At 66.8% G+C, this 18,959-nt stretch carries 17 protein-coding genes and 1 tRNA gene; 3 read left to right on the top strand and 15 right to left on the bottom strand.

What is annotated here, in order from left to right:
- Nucleotides 1–44: 44 nt before the first annotated feature.
- Nucleotides 45–698 (bottom strand): protein-L-isoaspartate O-methyltransferase family protein, encoded by a 654-nt coding sequence (locus FL625_RS00090; RefSeq protein WP_149586597.1) that lies wholly within the window; start codon nt 696–698, stop codon nt 45–47.
- A gap of 112 nt (nt 699–810) precedes the next feature.
- The gene (locus tag FL625_RS00085; protein WP_149586595.1) at nt 811–1,737 is read right to left on the bottom strand and encodes a hypothetical protein; all 927 of its coding nucleotides are present in this window, start codon (nt 1,735–1,737) and stop codon (nt 811–813) included.
- A gap of 149 nt (nt 1,738–1,886) precedes the next feature.
- Between FL625_RS00085 and FL625_RS00080 the strand changes: the two genes are divergently transcribed.
- Nucleotides 1,887–2,069: a hypothetical protein gene (locus FL625_RS00080; RefSeq protein ID WP_149586594.1), complete on the top strand. Its 183-nt coding sequence runs from the start codon at nt 1,887–1,889 to the stop codon at nt 2,067–2,069.
- Nucleotides 2,070–2,073: 4 nt separating this feature from the next.
- Here FL625_RS00080 and FL625_RS00075 read toward each other — a convergent pair whose 3' ends face one another.
- The 12 genes from FL625_RS00075 to FL625_RS00020 all read right to left on the bottom strand — a co-directional run bounded on the left by FL625_RS00075 (nt 2,074) and on the right by FL625_RS00020 (nt 17,933).
- Complete coding sequence (locus tag FL625_RS00075; protein WP_149586593.1) at nt 2,074–3,435, bottom strand: phosphohexomutase domain-containing protein; 1,362 nt, start codon at nt 3,433–3,435, stop codon at nt 2,074–2,076.
- 4 nt (nt 3,436–3,439) lie between these two features.
- Complete coding sequence (locus FL625_RS00070; RefSeq protein ID WP_149586592.1) at nt 3,440–4,312, bottom strand: dimethyl sulfoxide reductase anchor subunit family protein; 873 nt, start codon at nt 4,310–4,312, stop codon at nt 3,440–3,442.
- Between the two features lies 1 nt (nt 4,313).
- Entirely contained in the window at nt 4,314–5,042 is a 729-nt protein-coding gene (locus tag FL625_RS00065) for a 4Fe-4S dicluster domain-containing protein (RefSeq protein WP_149586591.1), read from the bottom strand.
- Entirely contained in the window at nt 5,039–7,897 is a 2,859-nt protein-coding gene (locus FL625_RS00060; protein ID WP_235019262.1) for a molybdopterin-dependent oxidoreductase, read from the bottom strand. The genes FL625_RS00065 and FL625_RS00060 overlap by 4 nt, the downstream gene beginning before the upstream one ends.
- Entirely contained in the window at nt 7,894–8,970 is a 1,077-nt protein-coding gene (locus tag FL625_RS00055; protein ID WP_149586589.1) for an acetate/propionate family kinase, read from the bottom strand. The genes FL625_RS00060 and FL625_RS00055 overlap by 4 nt, the downstream gene beginning before the upstream one ends.
- Complete coding sequence (locus FL625_RS00050; protein WP_149586588.1) at nt 8,970–9,710, bottom strand: sulfite exporter TauE/SafE family protein; 741 nt, start codon at nt 9,708–9,710, stop codon at nt 8,970–8,972. Before FL625_RS00050 ends, FL625_RS00055 begins: the two co-directional genes overlap by 1 nt.
- 42 nt (nt 9,711–9,752) lie before the next feature.
- Entirely contained in the window at nt 9,753–11,528 is a 1,776-nt protein-coding gene (xsc, locus tag FL625_RS00045; protein ID WP_149586587.1) for a sulfoacetaldehyde acetyltransferase, read from the bottom strand.
- A 134-nt stretch (nt 11,529–11,662) separates the two neighbouring features.
- Entirely contained in the window at nt 11,663–13,114 is a 1,452-nt protein-coding gene (pdxR, locus tag FL625_RS00040; protein WP_149587123.1) for a MocR-like pyridoxine biosynthesis transcription factor PdxR, read from the bottom strand.
- Between the two features lie 81 nt (nt 13,115–13,195).
- Nucleotides 13,196–14,047: an SH3 domain-containing protein gene (locus FL625_RS00035; RefSeq protein ID WP_149586585.1), complete on the bottom strand. Its 852-nt coding sequence runs from the start codon at nt 14,045–14,047 to the stop codon at nt 13,196–13,198.
- Nucleotides 14,048–14,647: 600 nt separating this feature from the next.
- Complete coding sequence (locus FL625_RS00030; RefSeq protein WP_149586584.1) at nt 14,648–15,298, bottom strand: COG3904 family protein; 651 nt, start codon at nt 15,296–15,298, stop codon at nt 14,648–14,650.
- 150 nt (nt 15,299–15,448) lie between these two features.
- The gene (tpa, locus tag FL625_RS00025; RefSeq protein ID WP_149587122.1) at nt 15,449–16,810 is read right to left on the bottom strand and encodes a hypotaurine--pyruvate aminotransferase Tpa; all 1,362 of its coding nucleotides are present in this window, start codon (nt 16,808–16,810) and stop codon (nt 15,449–15,451) included.
- Between the two features lie 109 nt (nt 16,811–16,919).
- Nucleotides 16,920–17,933 carry an NAD-dependent epimerase/dehydratase family protein gene (locus tag FL625_RS00020; RefSeq protein ID WP_149586582.1) on the bottom strand — a complete coding sequence of 338 codons (1,014 nt, stop codon included), beginning with the start codon at nt 17,931–17,933 and terminating at the stop codon, nt 16,920–16,922.
- 131 nt (nt 17,934–18,064) lie between these two features.
- Here FL625_RS00020 and FL625_RS00015 point away from each other — a divergent pair.
- Together FL625_RS00015 and FL625_RS00010 are read left to right on the top strand one after the other, a co-directional pair.
- Nucleotides 18,065–18,138 (top strand) — tRNA-Cys (locus tag FL625_RS00015).
- Between the two features lie 233 nt (nt 18,139–18,371).
- Nucleotides 18,372–18,587, top strand: a complete 216-nt coding sequence (locus FL625_RS00010; protein WP_149586581.1) for a helix-turn-helix domain-containing protein — start codon at nt 18,372–18,374, stop codon at nt 18,585–18,587.
- Here the strand turns inward: FL625_RS00010 and FL625_RS00005 are convergent.
- Nucleotides 18,582–18,959: integrase core domain-containing protein (locus FL625_RS00005; protein ID WP_149586580.1), on the bottom strand; the 378-nt coding region annotated here is incomplete at its 5' end. The genes FL625_RS00010 and FL625_RS00005 overlap by 6 nt on opposite strands.

Raw genomic sequence — 18,959 nt, 5'->3', positions numbered from 1 at the left:
GTTCGCGACCGGACCTGTGGCGGGCCGGACAGGGCCATGCAGGCCTAGAGGACAAAGGACCGGGTCGCCTGAAAGCCCGGCAGCACCGGGGCCGAGGCGTTGAACACCGGTCGCCAGGTCACCTGACCCGCGCTCTTGTAACCGATCCGCGCGGTGCCGACCGCCCCGTCCATGAAGACCGCGCCGATCCGACCGCCTTCCGCCAGTTGGGAGAGGATCGCTTCGGGAACGATCTCCACGCCACCCTCGAGCGTGATCACGTCATAGGGGGCGCATTTGACCGATCCCTCGACAAGCCGGCCCGTCACCACGACGGCGTTGTCCACGCCCTCTTCCGACAAAAGCCGCTGCGCCTCCGCAGCCAGCGTCTCGTCTTCCTCGACCGCGACGACGGTCTCGGCGAGCCGGGCGATGACGGCGGCCGAATAGCCCAGCCCGCAGCCGACATCGAGCACCAGTTCATCCGGCTGGATGTCGAGCGCGTCCAGCAGCTTGGCTAGCGTGCGCGCCTCCAGCAGGACGCGGCCCGGCCCGAGCGGCAGGTTCTCGCCCACATAGGCCGCCTCGCGCAGCGAGGCCGGCACGAAGGTCTCGCGCCGCACCGTCAGAAGGGCGTCGATGATCGGGAACTTGGTCACGTCGGACGGGCGGACCTGCGTATCCACCATCATCGTGCGTCGGCTGGCGAATTCGCTCATTCTGAACTCATCGGTCTTTTCGGCGATTGCTGATGTCTTGCCACATATGCCAGCCTGCCGCAACCGGCATCCGTTGCGATTTCATGCGCTTGGATGTCACAGTGGGGGTCGTTCAGGCCGCGTTGCGCCCCCCGGGATCCCAGGAGATCGCCCGTTCGCCCAGCGTGCGGAAGGCTTCCGAGACCTGCGTCAGCCGGCCGCGCCATTCGCCCAGCGGCGCCTGGCCCGAGGCTATGGCCCGGAAGGTCTGCAAGAAGCAGGCGGCAAGGAAGGGCTGGACCAGTGCCGCACGCAGGACCAAGGCTGCCATCGCGGCACCGACAGGGGCCGCCGCAGACCCTTCGCCGGGCCAGAGCGCGGCAAGGCCCGCCAGGGACTGCGAAAGCACCAGGAACAGGGCCGCCGTCGCGATCCAGCCAGCTGCGTTCAGCCGGGCGGCGGTCCCCAGCAGGTCGCGCGCGTTCTGGGTGGTCAGGACCAGGCCGTCATGCGCGGCTTCCCAGGCGTTTTCGGGCCGGGCGCGGTAGGCGTGGGTCAGCACGGCCTGGTCCACCAGCCCGCCCTGCATTACCCGTCCAGCGGCGGGCAAGGCAGGTAGCGCCCCGCCGTCCTCGGCGACAGCTGGAATGAGGCCGGTCACGTTGCGCACGAAGCGGCAGAGCGCCTGAAGGTCCGCGGCCGACCCGAAGCGGGCAGCCACCCGTACCCGCGCAAAACGGACCTGTCCGGGACCGACAGGAACCCGGACGCGGTCCTGGAGGTCCGACAGCAGCGCAATCTGCATCGCCCGCAGCAGGCACAGCGTGCGCCCGCGCCAGAGCACCATGGCAACCGCGGCGATGACGACGCCAGCCACGGCGCCGGCGACCGGGCCCGCGCCCCCATCGGCAAGTCCGACGGCCGCTGCACCCCATGCACCTGCGATGGCCGCGACGGCGAGACCTGCGCCGAGCGCACCAAAGGCTGCCAGGCGGACCACCAGAAGCGGCAGGATCCTGACCCAGAGGACCAGGGCTTTGACCAGGCTGAACGTCCACATGCAAGCAGATCCGGATTTGGCCGAAGTCTGCGCCCTGCGACGCGCCAGGACAAGCGGTGGATCTGGAAACAGACTGCGGCCGTTCTGGCACTTAGCAAAGTCTTCAGACTTCGAGTCGATGCTGGCGATGAAGAACAAAGGAGGACCAAATGGCTGCTTCCCGACTGACCCTCGCCGACGAACTGGCCGAGATCCGGGCCGAGATCGCCCGTCTGCAACAGCGCGAAACCCGGCTGAAGGCGCTGGCTGAAACCCTGCCGCCGATCCCCGTCTTTCGCCGTGGCTGGCCGATCCTGCGCAAGGAACCGGCCGCGTCCTCCGTTTCGGCCTGACCGTTCAGCCCTCGATCAGGGCCCTGACGCGGGCCACGCCATCGGCCACCAGACCCTCGTCCCCCCTGGCCTCGACGTTCAGCCGCAACAGCGGTTCGGTGTTGGAGGCGCGCAGGTTCATCCGCCAGTCGCCGAAATCCAGGCTTAGCCCGTCGGTGCGGTCCGTCGCCCGCGCCTCGGGTTCGAGCGCGGCCCGGACACGGGCCACCACGGCCGGCAGATCAGCGACGCGGAAATTGATCTCTCCCGAGGAAGGGAAATCCCGGCGCATCGCACCCACGAGGTCGGTCAGGCTGCGGCCGGTCTGCGATACCAGCCGGGCAACCAGAAGCCAGGGGATCATCCCGGAATCGCAGGACATGAAGCCGCGGAAATAGTGGTGCGCGCTCATCTCGCCGCCATAGACCGCGCCTTCGCGGCGCATCGCGGCCTTCAGGAAGATGTGCCCCGTGGGCGCCAGCACCGACCGCCCGCCACCCTTGCGCACCGCATCCTGAACCGCCCAGATCACGCGGGGATCGTGGATGATCGTGGCTCCCGGTTCGGCGGCCAGATGCGCCGTTGCCAGCAGTGCCACCACATGCTCGCCATCGACGAAGCCGCCTTCGCCGTCGAAGAGGAAGCAGCGGTCGAAATCGCCGTCAAAGGCCACGCCGAAATCCGCCCCCGCCGCCGTGACCGCCTGTGCGGTGACCGGGCGGTTCTCGGGCAGGAGCGGATTGGGGATGCCGTTCGGGAAGCTGCCGTCCGGTTCATGGTGCATGCGGACAAGGTCCAGCTGCGCCCCGCGCGCCGCAAGCCCCTCGGCCAGGGCATCGAGCGTCGGCCCCGCCGCGCCGTTCCCCGCATTGACCACCAGCCGCAGCGGCCCAATCCCCTGCCCCACCAGTCCCGTGACATGGGCCACATAGTCCGCCCGCACCGCTGAGCGGTCCTCGCGCGCGCCGCCGGGTGCGCCGGCAAACGCGCCGGTCCCCTCGCTCAGCGCCCGGATCCTGGCGAAATCCGCGTCGGGCAAGGGCACAGCCCCGCGCCCCACCAGCTTCATCCCGTTGTATTCGCGCGGATTGTGCGAGGCTGTGACGCAGATCCCGCCGCCCGCGCCCAGATGGGCGGTGGCGAAATACATCTCCTCGGTCCCCGCAAGGCCGAGGTCGAGCACCCGCACGCCCGAGGCGACCAGCCCCGCCGCCACCGCATCGGCCAGCACGGGTGAGCTTTCCCGGCAGTCCCGCGCCAGCACCACGGCCTCGGCCCCCGTGACGGTGGCAAAGGCCCGGGCGATCCGGTGGGCGATGGCTTCGGTCAGGTCCGTCTCGAGACGGCCGCGGATGTCGTAGGTCTTGAAGGCGCTCATGCGCGCCAAAGGATCACCCCCGCGCGCCGTAGTAAAGCCCCACGACATGTTCGGCTTCCGCGAAGAAGAGCCATCGGGCGGCAAGCGCGCCGGCGAGGTGCAGGACGGTGGCCAGCGCAATGCCGAACAGGCCAAGCGGCAGGAGGAGGACCAGCGCCGGGGCGACCGAAGCCAGCCCCAGCGCGATCTTGCGCAACCTGGCGGCATGCTTGCGGCCCACGACGAAGATCATCTCGCGTTTCAGGTAGTTCCCCGCCGTATGCGCGGGGTCGAGCACGGACGGCACGCCAAGGCGGTCGAGGCCCGTCGCGGTGCCGAGGCTCTGCCCGGCCCTGGCGAAGGCCCCGTCGCCGACCCGCCAGTGGGCAAGCAGCACCGCCCCCACCGCCAGCATCGCTAGCGGCGCCCAGGTGCGGCCCGACAGCATCGCGCCTCCGGCGATGGCGAAGGTCAGGAACATCACCGGCGTCAGCCAGTGGTGCCAGCGCGGAACCGCCTTGATCTGGGTATAGATCATCGCGGTGGTGAAGACGGTAAGGATCGCCAGCGCGCCGCCGACCTGGCCCAGGATGCGCGGCAGGCCGAGGCCGAAGATGTCGGACAGCGCCATCGGCGCCAGGAGGACCAGCGTGGCAACCGAGGCCCAGGCCTCGCGCGAGAGCCAACTGGTGCGCCACTGGGTAAAGGCCTTCAGCGCGTTCTTCGGATTGCCGAGGTGGAAGGTCGCGGCCAGAAGCCCCGCCACCGCCAGCCCGTAACCGAGACCCCAGAGGAGGAAGGCCGCCCAGCCCGAGGGCGTGAGCGCCCCCCAGCCAAGAAAGGCGAGGAAGCCGAAGCCAAGCCCCGACAGCACGGAAAACAGGATGACCGACGGCGCGGGATGCATCTCAGAGCTTCCCCAGCATCCGGTCGAGCCAGCCGGCGATGCCGCTGGCCCTGATGTCGAGAAGCGGGGCAAGCGGGCTGGCGTCCCCCGGCCCTTTCCTGCGCGGCGGCAGGTACTTGTTGGTGGGCTTCGTCCCCATGTCCGGCATCAGGTCATAGCCGCCGCGTTCGGCAACCAGGCGCGACACCGCGCTGCCCGGGTCGGCGAGATCGCCGAAGTGGCGGGCGTTGGTCGGGCAAGTGCGGACGCAGGCGGGTTCGCGGTCTTCCTCCGGCAGGGTCTCGTTGTAGATCCGGTCGACGCAGAGCGTGCATTTCTTCATCACCCCCTGCGCGGCATCCATCTCGCGCGCGCCATAGGGGCAGGCCCAGGCGCAGAGGCCGCAGCCGATGCAGGCGTCCTCGTTCACCAGCACGATCCCGTCCTCGGCCCGCTTGTAGCTGGCCCCCGTCGGGCAGACGGTGACGCAAGGGGCGTTGTCGCAATGCAGGCAGGAGCGCGGGAAGGTCACGACCTGGGCGGGGGCGCCTTCGACGACGACCTGGTAGGAATGGACCCGGTTGAGAAAGGTGCCGTGCGGCTCGGCGCCGTAGGGGTCATGGTCGGAGAGGCCGATGCCGGCGTCGTTCCAGCCCTTGCAGGCGGTGACGCAGGCCTGGCAGCCGACGCAGGTGTCGAGGTCGATCACCAGGCCGAGTTTCTTCTGGGTCGTTTGCGGGAGGGCGGTCATCGCATCACCTTTCCGTCCCGGGCCAAGAATTTTCGCCGAAAATTCTTGGCAAAATTCTTCGACGAAGAATTTTGCTGCCCCTCCCCGGCGCGCGGGGGGTCCGGAAGGCGCTCGAACATGGGCTCCACCATGCCGCGGGGATGGTCCTCGGCGGCCACCCGCTCCACCCGCACCCGCTGGTCGAACCAGGCCGCCTGGCCGGTCACCGGGTCCGAGTTCGACAGCCGCACGCCCTCGCGGTCGGGCAGAAGTTCCGAGATCAGGTGATTGAGCAGGAAGCCCGTCGTCGCCTCGGGCGCGTCCTCGTGCAGCGCCCAGGCGCCCCGGCGCTTGCCGATCGCATTCCAGGTCCAGACCGTGTTCTCGTTCAGCGCGGCCATATGCGCCACCGGCACGACGATGGTCCCGGCACGGCTTGAGACCCGCGCCCAGTCGCCGTCCCGGAACCCCTGCGCTTCCCAGAGTTTTGTGGGCAGATACAGGTAGTTGCGCCCCTTGATCTGTCGCAGCCAGGCGTTCTGGCTGCCCCATGAATGATACATGTCCATCGGGCGCTGGGTCAGGGCATGGACCGGGTAGCCGAAGGCCGCGTCTTCATCACCATAGGGCGGATACCAGATCGGCAGCGGGTGCATCGCCTGTTTCAGACGCGCGCGCAGGTGGTCGGGCGGCTGGCGCGGGCCGAAGCCCTCGGCCGCGAGCTGGAAGCGGCGCATGGGTTCGGACCAGATGTTGAACAGGTAGGGCTGCGGCGTCTCGTAAAGGCCGAGGCGCACCGCCCAGTCCTGGTAGGCCGCGTTCCACGGTTTGTAGAAGGCGGCCTCTTCCGGCACATGCGCCTGATAGAAGGCGCCGTTCTCGATGTAGCGGTTCAGCTGGTCCGGGTTTGGCGCGCCGCGCCCCTCGGCCTCGCCATTCCCGCGGAAGCCCATCAGCGGCCCGACACCGGGGCGGCGCTGGTGGTGGACGATATAGTCGGCATAGTCCTTGAACTTCGGACTGCCGTCCTCGTTCACCATGCCCGGCAGGCCCAGCCGCGCGCCGAGGTCCAGAAGCACCGACTGGAAGCAGCGCACCTCGCGGTCGGGCTCGAGCACCGGCCAGCGGATCGCGTCGCCCGCCGCGTCGGGTTCCGAGATCGGGCGGTCAAGCAGGCTGATGCAATCGTGGCGTTCGAGATAGGTCGTGTCGGGCAGGATCAGGTCGGCATAGGCCACCATCTCGCTGGCATAGGCGTCGGAGTAGATGATCCTCGGGATCACATATTCGCCGTCCCTCTGTTCCGTCAGCATCTCCATCACGCGGGCGGAATTCATCGACGAATTCCACGACATGTTGGCCATGTAGAGGAACAGCGTGTCGATCCTGTAGGGGTCGCCGGCATGGGCATTGGGGATGACCATGTGCATCAGCCCATGGGCCGAGAACGGGTTTTCCCAGGAGAAGCCCTTGTCGATCCGGGCCGGCTGGCCGTCGGGCAGCAGGCACAGATCGTCAGGCGAGCGGACATAGCCCAGATGCGGGCCGGTCAGGGGCTTGCCGGGCGAGGTCACGAAATGCGGCGTCGGGTGCGCCTCGACGGGCTTGGGATAGGGCGGCTTCAGCCGGTAGCCGCCGGGGGTCTCCACCGCGCCCAGAAGAATCTGCAACAGGTGCAGCGCCCGGGCGGTCTGGAAGCCGTTGGAGTGGGCCGATATCCCGCGCATCGCGTGGAAGCTGACCGGGCGGCCGGGCATGTTCGCGTGTTCGTTGCCGCGGAAGTCGGTCCAGGGGCGGTCGAGCGTGATGGCCTGGTTGAAGGCCACGTCCGCCAGTTCCGCCGCAAGCTGCCGGATGCGGGCCGCCGGGACGCCGCAGCGGGCGGCCACCGCCTCGGGCGCGTAATCGGGCTTGAGGTATTCCTCGACCATGTGGCGGAAGACGGTGCGGTTGCCCTGCCATTCGGCGCCGAGGTCGGGCTGGACATCCTTCCCGTCCCAGGGCGCGGGGTGGCCGGTGCGCCGGTCGATCACGAAGGGCTGGCTTTCGGCGTTACGGACGAAAAGGCCTTTCTCGGGCCCGTCGGCCTCGGTCACCAGAAGGGGCGCATTGGTCCATTGCGCAAGGTAATCGAGGTCGATCTTCCCCGCTTCCAGCAGGCAATGGATCAGCGACAGGATCAGAAGGCCATCGGTGCCGGGCGTGATCCCGATCCAGTCGTCGGCCACCGCCGAATAGCCGGTGCGGACCGGGTTCACGCTGATGACCCGCGCGCCGCGGGCCTTCAGCTTGCCGATGCCGATCTTGATGGGGTTCGAGTCATGGTCCTCGGCCACCCCGAACATCACGAACAGCTTCGTCCGCTCCCAGTCCGGCTGGCCGAATTCCCAGAAAGCGCCGCCGATGGTGTAGATGCCGCCCGCCGCCATGTTGACCGAACAGAAGCCGCCATGCGCGGCATAGTTCGGCGTGCCGAACTGTTGCGCCCACCAGCCGGTCAGGCTTTGCGACTGATCGCGGCCGGTGAAGAAGGCGAGCTTCTCGGGCGCGGTCTCGCGCAGGGGTTTCATCCAGGCGACGGCGGTTTGCAGCGCCTCTTCCCAGCTGATCTCCTCGAAGGCCCCCGAGCCTCGGGGGCCAACACGGCGCAAGGGCGCGCGGAGGCGCGAGGGCGCGGTGACCTGCTTGATCCCGCTGGCGCCCTTGGCGCAGAGGACGCCCTTGTTGATCGGGTGGTCGCGGTTGCCCTCGATGTAGGCGACCTTCCCCGATTTCAGGTGCACGTTGATCCCGCAGCGGCAGGCGCACATGTAGCACGTGGTCTTGCGGACCTCGTCGCCGACCTCTCGCTGCGTCTCGACCCTCGGCTGGTTCACGCCCCCTCCCCGGCCATGACGGCCTGCGCTTCCAGTGCAATCTGCCGTTCCTCGTCGGCTGGCACAAGAAGGATGACGGCACGCGATGTCGCAGTGTGCAGGACGCTTTCGTTCCGCTCGTTCGCGGCAAGGTCGGGAGATACTCCCAGATAGCCGAGGCCGGACAGGATTTCCTTCCGCATCCAGGGGTCATTCTCGCCGATCCCGCCGGTGAAGACCACCCCGTCGAGCCCGCCCATGGCGGCCACCATCGACCCGGCATGGCGGACCGCCCAATAGGCGAAATGCTCCAGCGCGAACCGCGCCTCGGCCGTCCCCGCCGCATGGAGCGCGCGCAGATCGCTGTGGCCGCCCAGGCCCAGAAGCCCGCTTTCGCGGTTCAGGATGCGGCCCGCCCTTTCGACCCCGTGAAGTTCTGCCAGCCGCAGCACCGCATTGCCGTCGATGGCGCCGGACCGGGTGCCCATGGTCAGCCCGTCCAGGGGCGAATAGCCCATGGTGTTTGCGACCGAACGACCGTTCACAATTGCGGCGATGGAACAGCCGTTGCCGAGGTGACAGGCCAGCAGGCGCTGGGGAAGCTGCCCTCGTTCCTGCAGGATCCGCACCAACGCCGCATAGCTGATCCCGTGAAAGCCATAGCGGCGCAGGCCCCGGTCGCGTTCGGCCTGCGGCAAGGCGTAGGTCACCGCCACCCGGGGGTTCGTCGCATGGAAGGCCGTGTCGAAGGCCGCATATTGCGGGAGCCTGGGGGCAAGTTCTGCAACAGCCTGAATTCCCGTCAGATTCGCCGGATTGTGCAAGGGGGCGAGCGGCACGCAGGCCTCGATCTGGCGCAGGACCTCGGGAGTCACGCGGCAGGTCGCGGTCAGCTCTGCCCCGCCATGGACCACGCGATGCGCCGCTGCCTTGAGCCGGTCAGGCGAAACGCCGGCGCGCGCCAGGCCCTCGGCCATGGCGGCGGCGTGACCGTCCGGTCCGATCTCGGCAATGACGGCTTTTGCGACCTCACGTTCGCCTTCGAAGACCTTCAGCTTCAACGAAGACGAACCGGCGTTCACAATCAGCCACATCAGAGCAGCGCCTTCCCGAGGCCCAGCGTGGCCAATCCCGCCAGCAAGATGATCGCAAAGCGGCGGAACTCCTGCGGGTCGGTGCCTAAGAAGTGCCGCCCGCCCAGCCAGTTTCCCAGCAGCGTCACCGGCAGCGCGATGAGCGCGGCCCAGAGCGTGTCCCAGGTCACCAGCCCCGCCAGCCAGTAAAGCGGCGCGGAATAGAGGTCGAGGAGCGGAAAGTAGGCGATCAGCGTCGCGCGGAACACCGCCGCCGGCATCGGCTGTGCGGCGAAGAAGGCCGCGACCGGCAGCCCCCCCATCCCGGGCGCATTGGCCAGCCCCGAGATCACCCCGGCCAGCCCGTTCGGCGCGCCCCGCACCTCGGAGGCGAGCCGCCAGCCCGCCAGCAGCACGACGCACATCAGAAGGACGTAGGCCGAGATCACCGCCCGCGCCGCATCCTCGGAGACCCCGGTCAGGATCCACAGACCCAGGGGCAACCCGATCGCCGCCCCGCCCAGGAGCCAGCCGACCCGGCGCCAGTCCACGTCCGGTCCGGCCCCGCGAGCATGTTGCAGCGACATGACCGTTTCCAGAATGACCACAACCGCCACGAAATTCAGCGGATTGGTCACCAGACTGGAGGCCGCGATCAGCAGCGCCGAGAAGCCGAAGCCCGAATAGCCGCGCACGAAACCCGCCACAAGACAGGCAACAGCCAGCCAGGCAAGCCCCGACGGGCCAAGATCAAAAGGCACGGGACTGGGTCCACAAGAATTTTCGTCGAAAATTCTTGTGCATCACACCACCTGCGGCCGCATGTCGGCCTTCGAGATTCCGGCGACCTCGACCGGCTTCTTCATCGCGTCGCGGCGGAAGGGCTCGCCCAGTTCCTGGTTGATCATGGCCTCGATCAGCGTCGTCTTGCCGTGCTGCATCTGGTCGTCGATAGCCTTGCGCAGGGCGGCCGTCAGCTCCTCCATCGTCCGTGCGACCACGCCCTGCAATCCGCAGGCGCGCGCGATCCCGGCATAGCTGACATCGGTGTCCAGTTCGGTTCCGACGAAATTGTCGTCATACCAGAGCGTCGAGTTCCGTTTTTCCGCCCCCCACTGGTAGTTGCGGAACACGACCATGGTGATCGCGGGCCATTCCGGGCGGCCGATGGCGGTCAGTTCCGTGACCGCGATGCCGAAGGCGCCGTCCCCGGCAAAGCCCACCACGGGCGTATCCGGGCAGGCGATCTTGGCGCCGATGATCGACGGCAGGCCATAGCCGCAGGGGCCGAAAAGGCCGGGTGCGAGGTATTTCCGTCCCGCCTCGAAGGACGGATAGGCATTGCCGATGGCGCAGTTGTTGCCGATGTCGGACGAGATGATCGCCTCGCGCGGCAGCGCGGCCTGAATCGCGCGCCAGGCCATGCGGGGGCTCATCCAGTCGGGCTTCGCCTTGCGGGCGCGTTCGTTCCAGGTGGTGCCGGGGTCGTCCTGTTCGTGGTCCATCGACGCCAGTTCCTGTGCCCAGGCCGATTTCTTCTGCGCGATCAGGGCCTTGCGCTCGGCCCGGCCAGCATCGCCGGCGGTCTTGGACAGACGCGAGAGGATCCCCTCGGCCACCTTCTTCGCATCGCCCACGATCCCCACCGTCACGGGCTTGGTCAGCCCGATCCGGTTCGGGTTGATGTCCACCTGGATCACCTTGGCCGCCTTCGGCCAGTAGTCGATCCCGTAACCCGGCAGGGTGGAGAACGGGTTGAGCCGCGTCCCCAGCGCCAGCACCACATCGGCCTGGGCAATCAGCTCCATCGCCGCCTTTGACCCGTTGTAGCCGAGCGGCCCCGCGAACAGGGGATGCGAGCCGGGGAAAGCGTCGTTGTGCTGGTAGCCGACGCAGACCGGCGCGGTCAGCCGTTCGGCCAGCGCCATCGAGGCCGGGATCGCCCCCCCGATCACCACGCCCGCGCCGTTCAGGATCACCGGGAACTTCGCGCTGGACAGAAGCTGCGCCGCCTGCGCGATGGCCTCCTCGCCGCCCGAGGGCCGTTCGAACTCCACCACCGCCGGCAGGGCGATGTCGATGACCTGGGTCCAGTAGTCCCTCGGCATGTTGATTTGCGCCGGGGCCGACTGGCGTTTCGCCTGAAGGATGACGCGGTTCAGCACTTCGGCCACGCGCGTGGGGTCGCGCACCTCTTCCTGGTAGCAGACCATGTCCTTGAACAGCGCCATCTGTTCGACTTCCTGGAAGCCGCCCTGCCCGATGGTCTTGTTCGCGGCCTGCGGCGTAACCAGAAGCAAAGGGGTGTGATTCCAGTATGCGGTTTTCACTGCCGTGACGAAGTTCGTGATCCCCGGCCCGTTCTGGGCGATCATCATCGACATCTTGCCGGAGGCCCGGGTGAACCCGTCCGCCATCATCCCGCCCGAGCCTTCATGGGCGCAGTCCCAGAAATGGATGCCGGCCTTCGGGAAGAGGTCCGAAATCGGCATGAAGGCGGACCCGATGATGCCGAAGGCGTGTTCGATGCCGTGCATTTGCAGGACTTTCACGAAGGCTTCTTCGGTGGTCATCTTCATGGCGCGTCTCCTTGGCTTTGCGCGGCACAATAGCGCCGCGATGAGTCCAACCTTAGGGCCAGTTTCTTCGGCCTGCTATGGCCAGCTCCTGCGTCACGCCTCCGGCTTCTCGTCGCGCGCGAGGGGTGACGCGGTCACAGGCGCGCGATGGCCTGCGCGATCCGCGCCACGCCTTCGGGGATGCGCTGGGGGGCGATGGAGGAATAGGCCAGACGGTAGAAATTGCGCGGCCCCTCGCCGGCAAAGAAGGCGCGGCCGGGTTCGATGAGGACACCCTCGCTACGCAAGCCGAGGGCCAGGTCCTCGGTGTCCACGCCCTCGGGCGCGCGCATCCAGAAGCTCGACCCGCCGAAACCGCCCTGCCCTGCGACCTCCAACCCCTCGGCCGCGATGGCCTCGGCCATGACCTGCCGGCGGCGGCGGTAGGCGTTCTTCATCCGGTTGACCAGGGCGTCGTAATGGCCGAGGCCCAGGAAATAGGCCATCGTCCGCTGGATATGGCCGGGCGGGTGTTTCAGCATCAGGCCCCGCAGCGCGCGCGCCTCGGCGATGAAGCCGGGGGGGCCGACGAGATAGCCGAGGCGCAGGCCGGGGAAGACGGATTTCGAGAAGCTGCCCGCGTAGATCACGCGGCCGCCGCGGTCGAGCGACTTCAGCGCCGGGGCGACGGGTTTCAGGAAGGACATCTCGAATTCGTAGTCGTCCTCGATGATGACGAAACCTTGCGCCTCGGCGGCCTCCAGTAGGGTCACGCGGCGGTCCACGGGCATGGTGGCGTTGGTGGGGCACTGGTGGGAGGGCGTGGTGAAAACCACATCAGTGTCAGGGATTTTCGGCGGGAGGCCCTGGGCATCGACATCGACGGGGACGGCCGTGGCACCTGTCGCAGCGACGATGGCGCGCCAGGCGGGGTAGCCGGGATTTTCCACCACCGCGCGGCGACCGGGGCCCAACAGCGCCGTCGCCGCGATGAACAGCGCGTTCTGGGCGCCCAGGGTCAGCAGCACCTCGTCCTCTCGCGCGGCGATACCCCGGCGGGGGAGGATGGTGCGCAGAAGCTCCTGGATCAGCAGCGGGTCGTCGCGTTCGTAATAGTCGGTGGTCAGGGCGGCGAAGTCGCGTTTGCCCAGGGCGCGCAGGGCGCATTGCCGCCAGTTCTGATGGTCGAACAGCGTTGGATCGGCCTGACCATAGATGAAGGGAAAGGGGTAGCGGTCCCAGTCCTCGGGCCGGTCCACCTTGGAGACGAGCGAGAACCGGCCTCGGGTCAGGCCCTTGAAGTCGATCGCTTCCGCGCGCGGTTCGGCCTGCGGGAACTCTGGCGCGAGGGGCGCGGTGTCCGAGACGAAATAGCCCGACCTACCCTGCGCAGTCAGGTAATCGGACGAGACGAGATCGGCGTAGGCGAGTGTCACGGTGATCCGGCTGACGCCCAGGTGTTCGGCCAGCCCCCGCGACGAGGGCATCCGTGCGCCGGGACGGAAGCGGCCGGAGAGGATGCCTTGGGTGACCATGGTGCGGATCTGCTGTTGCAGCGATCCGGTTGCGCCGGGGGTCAGGTAGAAGGCTTCGACGGGGATCGACAACATGGCTGGACTCACCGCAGGATGAGTCCAGATCAGGGCGCCCGGCCACGCGGGATGTCAAGCCTCCCGCACGCGCAAGGCTCAGCCTTCGCGCAGGTAGCGGCCGTTGACCCAGCCGGTCAGCTTGACACCGCCCGTGGTCTCGATCCGGCACCAGCGGGTCTGGCCCGAGGTCTGGCAGCCGAGGTTGCGCACCTTGGCGCCCTGCGCCAGCTGGGCGATCACCTGGCCGCTGGTCGAGGGCTTGGTCCGCACGTTCAGCGTGTCGCCGGCGGCCAGGCCGCTGACGATGTAGAAATCCGGCCCGCCGTCATCCGGCACCGGCTTCGAGGGCGCCCCGGATTCGCGCAGGTAACGGCCGTTCACCCAGCCGGTCACGTCCATGCCGGTGGTCGAGCGGATCCTGCACCAGCGCGACGAGCCGCTGGTCTGGCAGCCGAGATTGCGGACGATCTCGCCCTCGCGCAGCGTGGCCAGAAGCGTCGCGCCGGCCCGGGGTTCCACCCGCACGCCCAGCCGTTCGTTGCCCGACAGCCCACGGACGACGTAGAAATCCGGCCCGCCATCGTCCGGGATCGTCGCCCCGCCCTCGACCAGAAAGCGGGCCGCGACATAGCCCGAGATCTTGCCGTCGATCGTGGTGACCTCGCACCAGCGCGCGCTTCCGCCGCCGATGCAGAGGCCCTTGTTCACGCGGGTGCCCCAGGGCAGCGAGCCGACCGAGGGGAAGATGGCGGCCGGGCCGGAGCGGACGTTGACCCGGGCATTGGTGGCGATGTTCCCGATGGTGACGACACCGGGGCCGGTAATCGGCTCGGCGCGGGGCGCGACCTGGGCCGCGACGGGGAAGGCCAGAAACCAGGCGGCGAGGAAGGCGGCGGCGAGGGCCGCCAGCATCTGCGGGAGTTTGGGTCTGTCCAGGGTCTGGTCCATCGGGCGCCTCTCGAATCAGGCAGTCACTCGCCTTGGGCGAAGTATGACACGGAAGTCGGCAATGGCGGGAATGGCTTTGGCGTGAGCGGTTCTGCCACGCGGCCAGAAGGCCGGGAAGGTCAGGTTTCGCGGACTGCGGGCGGGTTCGGGATGAGTCCAGATGCAAGTGCCTGGGAACGCTGGATTAACCGGGCTTCTTTGTCGGGTCGGGCCGGTCTGGAAAGCGTCTGGCATCTGTCTGGCATGCGTCGGGCATCCTGTCGGGCGGTCGCGGGATTAACCATGAGGGGCGAATCGCGAGGGACGGTGCAGCGGAGGGCACCCTACGCCGCATCGTAGGGTGCGCTACAGCGCACCTATCCGGGCGCAACAGAGGGCAGCGCCCGACCGCCGAGTGGGCGAGCGACGGAGGGGTTGGGCGCTTTATGGTGCCAGGTGCATCTGACGGGGTTCTTGCAGGCTGAGGGTGCAAAGCGCCCGCCCGAGGGGGGCGGCCGCGCGCTGCCCGGCGGGCTTCGCCCTTGATTCCGGGCAAAGAACAACAAAGCATCGTGTGTTTGCACTCACCGGACGGACTACTGCGAGAATTTGCTCCCTCAATCAATTGGTAGGAGAAAGGGCTGTACTGTCCAAGCTATCTATCCAAGCACGGTCTGCGTCTGTGAGAAGGACAGCCTCAATTCCAATGTCTTTGGCTGAAGGATAATTGAGCCAATTCATTTGCTCGGGTTTTGCTGATGTGGCGAAAATGACGGTTTCGACACTTAGGCCAAGATTCGTCAAATAAGCCCCGACGAGTGCATTAGCAACGCCGCTCTCTCGAGCTTCACCACCATCGGCGATGTACGCCGCGTGAAAACCTATAAGCGAGTCCATAAACATATAGCGTTTGGTCCCACCTAACCAAGCAAGTGCACACGCCGAGGCACATGTAGCATCATAGGACACGGCCGTCTCTAGGCCCTTCTGCCTGATCAGTTCGCCAATCCTCAACCCGGCGAGCAAGTGTCCACCGTTGCTTTTGAACAGTACCCCTCCACCGCGACAGTCTGGAGTAAGAATGTCGAAGAGATTTTCATCTCCCTGCTCAATGTCGCCATAGAAGGTGATTGCGCATGAACCATCAGGTGGGAAGTTAGTGTATATCTCTGCCGCCTCTGCGGTCGCAAAACACACACACGAAGCAAGAATTGAAAGAGAAACCACCCGTCCAAAGGAGGTCAAGTCGATCATTAAAAAAATCTCCGCCATTTAGCCCTAACGTTGGCCGCCACACATGTCGCGCTAAACGAGTGTTTTATGCCGCCATATTGAGCAAGAGATCATGTGCGCGTCTGCCTGCCAAAATCAAGAGGGTGCCCCTCCCGGGACACCCCTTCACCCCGCAAAGGGCCTTAGTCCTTACCCGAACACCCGGGTCAGCGCGCCATCGATTGCCGTGGTGATCTCGTCGATGTCGTCCTTCGTCGCGATCAGCGCGGGGCTGAGGCAGAGCGTGTTGTTCAGCCCCGGCAGCGACCGGTTGGTCGCCCCGATGATGACCCCCTGCGCCATGCAATCGGCGACGACGGCCTGGACCATCTTCTCGGGCGCGGGTTCCTTGGTCGCGCGGTCGGTCACCAGTTCGGCCCCGAGGAACAGGCCCTTGCCGCGCACGTCGCCGATGATCTTGTGCTTGTCCATCAGCGCCTTGAGGCTCGACAGGCAGTAGTCGCCCATGGCGAGGGTGTTCTGCAGAAGCCCCTCTTCCTCGATGATCTTCATGTTCTCCAAGGCCGCGGCGGGGCCGGAGGTGCAGCCGCCGAAGGTGGAGATGTCGCGGAAGTAGCTGAGCGGGTCGGCGGCGTCGTCCTTGAACATCTCGAAGACGGCTTCCGTCGTCACGGTGCAGGAGATCGCGGCATAGCCCGAGGCCACGCCCTTGGCCATGGTCACGAAGTCGGGCTTGATGCCGTAGTGCTGGTAGCCGAACCAGGTGCCGGTGCGGCCGACGCCGCAGACGACCTCGTCGATGGCCAGCAGGATGTTGTATTTCTTGCAGATGTCCTGCACCCGCTCCCAATACCCTTCGGGCGGGACGATCACGCCGCCGCCGGCGGTCACGGGTTCCAGGATCAGGCAGCCGACGGTGTCGGGGCCTTCGCGGAGGATGACTTCCTCGATCGCGTCGGCGGCGCGTTCGCCGTAGTTCTCCACGTCCCACTGCTTGCGGTATTCCAGGCAATGCGGCACGCGGACGAAGCCGTCGGGGAAGGGCCCGTACTGCATCGCGCGCTGGTCCTGGCCCGAGGTGGCGAGCGCCGCGATGGTGGTGCCGTGGTAGTCGCGGTCACGATACAGGATCTTCCACTTCTTGCCGCCGTGGTGCCGGTGCGCGATCTGGCGCACCATCTTGTAGACCTTCTCGTTCGCCTCGGAGCCGGAGTTGTTGTAATAGACCCGGCTCATGCCCGGCATCTTCTCGATCAGCGCCTTGGAGAACAGGGCGCCGGGGACCGAGCCGGCGGAGCCCGCGAAATAGTTCAGCTTAAGGAGCTGATCGCGGACGGCATTGGCGATCCGTTCGCGGCCATAGCCCACGTTGACGGTCCAGACCCCGCCGGACACCGCGTCGATGTGTTCCTTGCCCTTGGCATCCCAGACCCGCATCCCCTTGCCCTCGACGATGACGCGGGGATCGACGGTTTCATACTGCTTGTGCTGGGAGAGGTGGTGCCAGACATGGGCGCGGTCGGCCTCGACCACGGCGCCGATGTCGTTCATGCCTGCATAGTCTTCCACGGGGGACGTCCTTTCGAATGGTTTCGCGCGGCAGTATAGAGGGCGTCGGCACCGGGCTTTAGGACCAGAGACCGGACGCCGATAGAGCCAGTCAGGCGCGGGTATAGTCGCGGTACCAGTCTACGAAACGGGCAAGACCGGTGGCAAGGTCGGTCTGCGGGCGAAAGCCGGTCAGGCGTTCCAGAAGCGCGCAGTCGGCCCAGGTCGCGGGCACGTCGCCTTGCTGCATGGGCATCAGGTTCAGCACCGCCTTGCGGCCGAGGAGCCGTTCCAGGGTGCGGATGAAGTCCATCAGATGCACCTTGTCGGAGTTGCCGATGTTGACGATCCGCCAGGGGGCGACGGGGCTGAGGCTGTCGCCCTCCACCGGCGCGCCGCGCGCGCCCGGTGCGGGCGGGGCCAGCGGCAGGAGGCGGGCGACGCCCTCGACCAGGTCTTCGACTGCCGTGAAGTCGCGCCAGAGCTCACCATGGTTGTAGACGTCGATCGGCTCGCCCTGCAGGATGGCCCTGGCGAACTTGAAATAGGCGAGGTCTGGCCGGCCCCAGGCACCATAGACGGTGAAGAAGCGGAACTGCGTGATCGGCAAGCCCCAGAGATGGGCATAGGAATGCGACAGCGCCTCGACCGCCTTCTTGGTGGCGGCATAGACGGTGAGCGGGTGGTCGGTGCGGTCGGTCTCGCGGAAGGGCATCTCGGGGTTGGCGCCATAGACCGAGGAGGTGGAGGCCATCATCAGGTGCTTCACACCCAGGGCCTTCGCGACCTCCAGCACGTTGAAACTGCCGGTGAAATTGGTCTCGATGTAGGAGCGGGGATGGGTCAGGCTGTAGCGCACCCCGGCCTGGGCGGCGAGGTGGATGATGGCATCGGGCGCAAAATCCGCGGCCACGCGCTCCAGCGTCGCCATGTCCTCCAGCATCGCCTCGGTGGCGGAAAACCCCGACATCCCGCCCAACAGCGCATGGCGCTGCCGCTTCAAGGCGACATCGTAATAGGGGGTCATGCCATCGTAGCCATGCACCCTGTGCCCCGCCGCCAGAAGGTGGCGGGCGAGGTGGAAGCCGATGAAACCGGCCGTCCCGGTGATGAGGACCTTCTGCACCCGAGCCTTCCCTTCCTGCCTGCGGCGGACAATCCCCGCCCCCCTCGGACAAGTCAAGCCGCGCGGGCGCAACCTCTTGCCATTGCCCTTGCAGCCGCCGTCGGGTTCCGCTATCCCAACCCCACCTTCGCGGCGGGTTGGCGGAGAGGTTACGCAGCGGATTGCAAATCCGTGTAGACCGGTTCGATTCCGGTACCCGCCTCCATTTCTTTTCAAATGGTTAGCCGAGAATCGTGCTACCTGTCGCGGAACGGTTTTCCCATCGGTTTTCCCATTTCCCGTTTTGTGCTCCTAACGTTCCTCGCGTCTCCATCTGCGGACATGCGCGCCAACGCAGGCGCCGACCGTTTAAACTACCCTTTAATGGGCATTTAGCGCTTGTTCCGGCATTGTTCGTGTGCGAGTGTGGGAAAAATATGCCCAGGGAGAGCAGCCGCCATGACCGAGTTTTCCGAGCTTCGCCGTGCCGCGGCTCTCTCGTTGAACGACGCGGCGGCCCTGCTCGGGGTCTCGAAGAGCACCGTCTACCGCTGGGAACATGGCGAGGTCGCGGCCGACGCGGATGCGCTGGCGCGGCTGCGCCGGCTGGGCGAGCCGCGCCTGCCGCTCGGCGACTTCCGGTTGACCTGCCCCCCGGTCGTCCCTCGTTCATAACGAGAGTCCTTGGGGTTGATAGTGGTCGGTTTTGGGTTGGGCAAGTGCGCCGGGCGCAGAGCCCTCAGATTGCTCAAGCGCCCGGCGCGCTTCTGCGGGCGTTTGGTTGCCCAGTGAGGAATGCGGCCTGACGTTGTTGTAGTCGTAGCGCCAGTGGGCGAGCTTCCGGCGTGCGTCTGCCAAGCTGTCGAAGATCTCCTCGTTCAGGCATTCGTCGCGCAGGCTGCCGTTGAAGCTTTCGATGTAGCCGTTCTGCTGGGGCTTTCCGGGATCGATGTAATGCCACTCGACGCCGTTCTCGTTGGCCCATTTCAGGATCGCCTTGCTGGTGAACTCGGTCCCGTTATCACTGACGATGCAGGCTGGTTTTCC

The sequence above is a fragment of the Tabrizicola flagellatus genome (assembly GCF_008271465.1).
In the GTDB taxonomy this organism is placed as follows: Bacteria; Pseudomonadota; Alphaproteobacteria; order Rhodobacterales; family Rhodobacteraceae; genus Tabrizicola; species Tabrizicola flagellata.
The sequence above is the reverse complement of the archived record's forward strand: the minus strand, read 5'-3'. Positions and strand labels throughout refer to the sequence as shown.

What these genes read in the sequence shown, in the direction of transcription:
- FL625_RS00090 (WP_149586597.1), bottom strand. Translation starts at nt 698, where the DNA reads ATGAGCGAATTCGCCAGCCGACGCACGATGATGGTGGATACGCAGGTC.
- FL625_RS00065 (WP_149586591.1), bottom strand. Translation starts at nt 5,042, where the DNA reads ATGACCGCCCTCCCGCAAACGACCCAGAAGAAACTCGGCCTGGTGATC.
- FL625_RS00035 (WP_149586585.1), bottom strand. Translation starts at nt 14,047, where the DNA reads ATGGACCAGACCCTGGACAGACCCAAACTCCCGCAGATGCTGGCGGCC.
- FL625_RS00080 (WP_149586594.1), top strand. Translation starts at nt 1,887, where the DNA reads ATGGCTGCTTCCCGACTGACCCTCGCCGACGAACTGGCCGAGATCCGG.
- FL625_RS00070 (WP_149586592.1), bottom strand. Translation starts at nt 4,312, where the DNA reads ATGCATCCCGCGCCGTCGGTCATCCTGTTTTCCGTGCTGTCGGGGCTT.
- xsc (WP_149586587.1), bottom strand. Translation starts at nt 11,528, where the DNA reads ATGAAGATGACCACCGAAGAAGCCTTCGTGAAAGTCCTGCAAATGCAC.
- FL625_RS00055 (WP_149586589.1), bottom strand. Translation starts at nt 8,970, where the DNA reads ATGTGGCTGATTGTGAACGCCGGTTCGTCTTCGTTGAAGCTGAAGGTC.
- FL625_RS00030 (WP_149586584.1), bottom strand. Translation starts at nt 15,298, where the DNA reads ATGGCGGAGATTTTTTTAATGATCGACTTGACCTCCTTTGGACGGGTG.
- FL625_RS00010 (WP_149586581.1), top strand. Translation starts at nt 18,372, where the DNA reads ATGACCGAGTTTTCCGAGCTTCGCCGTGCCGCGGCTCTCTCGTTGAAC.
- tpa (WP_149587122.1), bottom strand. Translation starts at nt 16,810, where the DNA reads ATGAACGACATCGGCGCCGTGGTCGAGGCCGACCGCGCCCATGTCTGG.
- FL625_RS00085 (WP_149586595.1), bottom strand. Translation starts at nt 1,737, where the DNA reads ATGTGGACGTTCAGCCTGGTCAAAGCCCTGGTCCTCTGGGTCAGGATC.